The following is a 5,574-nucleotide window of genomic DNA, read 5'->3' as shown; positions in this document are numbered from 1 at the left end:
GCCGGTGTTGTCGTCGCCCGTGACGCTGCCCGAAACCGTACTCTCGTGAATCCGGCTGTTGTTGCCGCCGTAGTTGTTCTGGGCGTTTCCGACCAGGCCGCCGGTATTCGCGCCGCCAAGGACCACGCCAGAGAATTTGCTGTACTGGACACGGCCGCCGTCCAGCAAGCCGACCACGCCCCCGATGTCGGAGCCGCTGCCGGTCACGCCGCCGCTGACCTCGGCGTCGTTCACATAGTAATAGTAGCTACCGCGGAACACGCCCGCCGCACCGCCGACCTGGTTGCGGCCCGTGACGGAGCCCGTCATCCGGCTAGAGGAAAAATAGCTGTTTTCCGCCAAGCCCGCGATCCCGCCGACCTTGTCGGCGCCCGTGAGCTCGCCACTGAACTCGGCGGAATAGACCTGGGACGAGCTGGCATGGCCGACGACGCCGCCGACCTTGTTCGCGCCGGTCACATCGCCGCTGACCTGGACCGACGAAAGGGTGGTGTCGTATATCCGGCCGACGATGCCGCCGGTCGAGGCGTCGATATCGGTGCTGGCGTTGCTGACGTTCATCGACGACGTCACGCTATAGATCTGCGATTGGTTGGCATAACCGGCCACGGCGCCGGCCGACTGGCTGCCCGTCGCCGAACCGCCGCTGAGGTTCAGGTCATAGACCTGAGCGCTGACAAGACCCGCGAACAGGCCGGCGTCGTGGCCGGTGACTTGCAGGTTCGAGATGGTGTGGCCGTCGCCGCTGAAGCGGCCGGTCAGCACCGCGCCCACATAGGCGCCGTCAACCGACGCCGAGGCGTCGATGTCGTGGGTCAACAGGAACTGGCCGGTGGCGTCGCCGTCGTTGTCGGTCGCGATCCGCTTCAGGTCGGCATAGGTGTTGACCAGCATGGTCAGTTCAATGTCGGCGTCGGGATTGGCGGCCGAAATCRCATCGACCTGGGCGCCGTAGGTGCTGTAGTCGGCGACATTGGTGACGATCTGGGCGGAACCCTGCCTGAGGCTCACGCCGGAAACCACGCCAGTCCCCGTACCGGCGCTGTCGGAGCGCAGATAGAGCGAGCCGTATTGGTCGTAGGAGTTCCACGGATAGTCGTAGTGCCGCGTGGCGCTGATGGCGTCATGCAGCGTCACATCGCCCAAAGCGGTCAGGTGCAATTGACGATCACCGATGTTCAGCTCGACATCGGTCGTGTCGAGCACGATGTCGCCGGTGCGCGCGGTGATGCTGACGTACGCGCCGCCGTAATTGTAGTTTTCCGTCTCGGGGTCGTAGGCGCCTCCGCCGAAGACCATCGCATGGTTCAGGACCGCCGCCTCGGCGTCGCCGATGGCGAAGCTGTTGGCGTCGATCGTCAAGGCGTCGGCTTCGACGATCGAGCCGGCGATGGCCACCTGGGCGCCTTGCATCGTGACCGTGTCGTAGGCGAGGATCGTGCCGCTGGAGGTGACGTTGCCCGTCCCGGCGGTCAGGAACACCCGGCCGCTGCCGCCGTTTTCGGAGCTCATCAGCGTGGGGACACCACCGCTGGCCCTGCCGGCGTTGATCGTGCCGCCGGTGTTGCCGGCCAGGGCGTAGACGTTGCCGCCGTTGGCCCGCAATTCGACTTCCGCCGCCGCAATGGCGCCGATGTTGGTGACGTCGCCGGCGCCGATTTCGACCTTGAACCGGCCGTCATAGAGGTTGGAGTCGCTCAGCTGCACCGCGATGGCCGGGCCGCCGGAGTTCACGCCGGCTTCGCTCACCAGCACCTTGGAGCCGGCCGCCAGACCGGCCGTGCCGCCGGCCTCGATCGCGCCTTCGTTGCTCACGGCGGCGGCGATCAGCATGACGTCGCCGCCCAGGGCGCCGACCTTGCCGAGGTTCTTGACCACGGCCGTGCTCGGGCCTTCGAAGGTCAGCGCGCCGCCGGCCAGGAAGTTGGCGTCGGTGACGTTCAGGGTCGAGGCCGCGAAGGTCCCGCCGACATTGACCACGCCGGTCGAGCCGATGATCACGCCGTTCGGGTTGATCAGGTAGACGCTGCCTGAAGCGTTGAGCGTGCCCATCAGGTTGGAGACGTTGGCGCCGGTCACCCGGTTCAGCGTCGCGCCCGCGCCGTTCTCGAACGTCACCGACTTGCCCTGCTGGATCGAGAAGTCGGCCCAGTTGATGATCGCCTTGCCGCTGGTCTGGGTGACCAGCATGTCGTTGGCGCTGGTATAGCCGATCGCGGCCGTACCCGAGGCGACCACACCACCGCTGGGCAAGGCCTGAGCCGTGGCGCCGGACGCCGCCATCATCAGGGGCAACAGCGAGAGTGCGAACAAGGAACCTTGCTCGAGACGGCGACGACGGGACATGCGGACAGCTCCAAAGGACGAACACCCCCAAGCGCCGGGCGCGAGGAGATCGTGGCCTTAAGAAGGCAAGTCGCGACCCGCCGCCATGCGCCGGCGTCTCATCGTTGAGATGCGTGCAACCTTTGGAAAGTTAAGGGAAATTAAAGGACTTCGCCGACCCAGGAGGCCCAGCGCGCCTTGGCGTCGGCCATCTTCTCGCGGGCGGTGCGCGCCGCGCGCAGCTGTCGGCGATACTCCCCAGGGGCCGCCGCGAAGGCTTCCCGGAACAGCTTGCTCATGTGGCTTTCGGACTTGAAGCCGCAATCGTGGGCGATGGTGGCGAGCGACCGGTTGTCGCCTGGATCCGTCAAGGCGGCGCGCAAACGCACCAGTCGACGCACCTGGATGACGCGCGCCACCCCGCCGTCGTCCTGGAAGATTCGATAGAGCGTGGCGCGCGACACTGCGGTCGCATCGCAGATCGTTTCGACGGTCAGTTCGCCATGCAGGTTCGACTCGATGAAGCGCTTCACTGATTCCCGCCGGGCGAATTCCAGTCGCCTCAGGTCCACGCCCCGGCTGATGTCGGCGTCTTCGGCCGCGACCGTCAGCAGGTCGATGAAGGCGCGGGAGACCGCCGGCAGGTTGGCCTCGGCGATCTCGGAGGCCCGGACGGTCAGCGACTTCATGTAGTCCGCCAGCAACAGCGCCTTGTCGCACTCGATCAGGCGCCCGTGCTGGTTGCCCGTCGAGCCCAGCGCCGCGTGAACCACCTCGCGCGAGATGCTGGCGGTCACCACATGGGCCGCCCGCATGCGATTACGGGTCGGCCGGGTCATGTCGAGCAGGACGATCTGCCCCGGCTCAAGGACGACATAGCCGCCGCCGCTGTCGATCTCGAAAGCGCCTTCGACCAGGAGTTGGACAGTGAAGTGGTCGAACCCGTCCTTGACCACGCGCTCGGCCGTGCGCTCGTGCGCCACGCCCATGAGGCGACGATCGAACAGGATGATCCCCGACAGTCGCCACGCCCTGACCTCGGCGAAGAACCGCTCGCCGTAAGGGTAGACGTCCACGCCGCCGGAATAGAGATCTCGATAGAGCGCGAAGCCGCCGTCCTCGGCGGGATTGGCCGCGAAATGAGCGAACTGTTCAGCCATTGTTCGAGCGGCCCTCGCCCGGCGAGGCCGAGCGACCAATGGCTTCGGCGACCTTGGCGAGGCGTGCACGGACGTCCTGACCGCCCACCGCGGACGCGAATGAACAGCGCGCCGATCTGCGGATGAAACGGTCTGAACGCGGGAACATGGCGGGCGAACTCAAGCACTGACGCTTTGGTTAATGCCGCGGAGACGCGCAGACGCGGTTCCCAGCGTCAACGGATTACATCCTGGAAAGCGTGTGAAAGTCGGGAGACCGTCTCCGACATGAGACGTGCAGGCAAGAAAGGCGATTCCGCCCCACGAACCCAGGCCCGATCTAGCTTTGTCGCCGTTCGACGAGCACGGCGTCGGTGACCGGCCGAAGCGACAATCCGTAGCTCAAGACACTCGAGCGCGGTCCGCCCTGGATGTCGAAAGCCGAGACCAAGGCCGCCAGGCCGGCGCGAAGCTCCGCGCGCGCGATCTTCATGCCGCCGCAGACGCGCGCCCCGGTCGAAAAGGGGAAGTAGCCGACGGGCGACGCCGCGCCGGACGCCCATTCGGCGCGCGCGGGGTCGAACTCCAGCGGGCGGCTCCAATGTCTCGGCTCGCAGTGCAGGCCGACGAAGGAGATGGCCAGGGGCTCGCCCGCCGCGAAAGCCTCGCCGCCGACCTGGCAGGTCTCACGGCTCTGGCGGGTGACGAACGGCACCGGCGGATAGAGTCGAAGCAGTTCGGCGATGAAGATCTCCGGGTCCTGGTCGCCGTCGCGAAGCCGCGCCGCCAGGTCCGGACGACCGGCCAGCACATGCACCGCCCACATCAGGCTGGAGGCCGTGGTCTCGCTGGAGGCGATGATGTTCTGGATCAGCTCCTCGCCCGCGTCGAAGCCCGGAATATCGCCGCCGCGCCGGGCCATGTCGTTCAGGAGCGCCTGGAGTTCGGGCTCGCCGCGCCACAGGCCGAGGATCTCCTCGCGCAGCGCGACCAGACGCGCGTCGAGCCGCGCCATCTCGGCTGTCCCAGCCCCAACGAAGCCGATCCATTGTCGCAGGGCCAACAGCCGGCGCACCTGGACCAGCCAGGCTGCGTCCCAGGCGATCGTCCTGGTCAGGCCCAGGACCCGCGACACCACGGCCAGGGCCGCCTCGATGAAGGCGCGGTGGAGGCCGTCGCCCGCCGGACCGGACCGGCCGGCCAGATGACGCCGATAGATCGCGGCCACGGCGTCGGCGTCCAGACCGCCCAGGGCCCGGGCGTAGGCGGGCTGGGTCAGCTTCGCGCGTGGACCCCAGTCAGGATCGTTGGCCGTGAACCGGCCCTCGGCGAACACCGACAGGAAGGCGTAGTTCTTCGGAAAGGCCACAGGGTCGGCGAGGACGGCGCGAACGGTCGCGGGATCCTGGACCAGGCGGATCGGAAAGCTGCCGGACGGGGCCTGCCCGCTCGCGATGCGATAGAGCTGCCGCGCCAATCCATCCAACCCGTGCTGGGCGGCGTCTTCAGGATCCACTCGGAAAATCCTGCTTGCGACCGACGATGGGTCGGCGCTTGCGGTCGGGACGGCCATCGTTGAAGGCGCGCATGCGATAGACCGGCAGACCCGCGCAGACGTGCGAGACGCCGCGCAGCAGGGCCGGAAGGTCGGCGGGATCATCGACGACCATGATCGTCAGGATCGCAGCGTCGCCCTTGGCCCAGTCGGGCGGCGGGATCTGGGTTTCGCCGCGCCGCCAAGCCTCGGCCTTGAGGCGGTCGACTCGCAGCCAGCCGGCGTAGCCCGCCAACTGACCCTGGCGGATCGCCATCAGATTGGCGCCGTGGATCAGTTGCCCCATCAGGACGTCGACCATCAGGCCCAGGGAATAGGTGTGAAACGGGGGATACTGGCCGACTTTGCGGATCACCGCCGAGAAGGCGATGTCGCTCATCGTCCCGACCTCCAGACGCAAGGCCCCCGGGGGCTTGGGCTTGAAGATCGCACTGTCCATCGACGGCCTTTCCGATTCGGGCGCGCGCGCCGTGGGCTCGGAAAGATAGACCGGTCAGCCGGTCGTCAACCCAAGGCGCGCGTTTGGCGACGACTTCGGCTCGGGTGGGCCTCAGC

General features: G+C 67.3%; 4 protein-coding genes. All 4 read right to left on the bottom strand.

The genetic code is table 11. The features are described 5' to 3' along the window. The coding region (locus AC1DZ6_RS17620) for a two-partner secretion domain-containing protein (protein WP_477098443.1) at positions 1–2,313 on the bottom strand (2,313 nt) is incomplete at its 3' end. A 173-nt stretch (positions 2,314–2,486) separates the two neighbouring features. After that, positions 2,487–3,485 carry a helix-turn-helix domain-containing protein gene (locus AC1DZ6_RS17615; RefSeq protein ID WP_477098442.1) on the bottom strand — a complete coding sequence of 333 codons (999 nt, stop codon included), beginning with the start codon at positions 3,483–3,485 and terminating at the stop codon, positions 2,487–2,489. A gap of 319 nt (positions 3,486–3,804) precedes the next feature. Beyond that, on the bottom strand, positions 3,805–4,980 hold the full coding sequence (locus AC1DZ6_RS17610; protein WP_477098441.1) for a cytochrome P450: 1,176 nt from the start codon (positions 4,978–4,980) through the stop codon (positions 3,805–3,807). Continuing rightward, positions 4,970–5,458: a hypothetical protein gene (locus AC1DZ6_RS17605; RefSeq protein WP_477098440.1), complete on the bottom strand. Its 489-nt coding sequence runs from the start codon at positions 5,456–5,458 to the stop codon at positions 4,970–4,972. Before AC1DZ6_RS17605 ends, AC1DZ6_RS17610 begins: the two co-directional genes overlap by 11 nt. Positions 5,459–5,574 lie beyond the last annotated feature (116 nt).

This window comes from Caulobacter sp. P1_B12_2, from assembly GCF_056406675.1.
This window is presented reverse-complemented; position numbering and strand designations above follow the sequence as displayed.

What these genes read in the sequence shown, in the direction of transcription:
- AC1DZ6_RS17615 (WP_477098442.1), bottom strand. Translation starts at nt 3,485, where the DNA reads ATGGCTGAACAGTTCGCTCATTTCGCGGCCAATCCCGCCGAGGACGGC.
- AC1DZ6_RS17605 (WP_477098440.1), bottom strand. Translation starts at nt 5,458, where the DNA reads ATGGACAGTGCGATCTTCAAGCCCAAGCCCCCGGGGGCCTTGCGTCTG.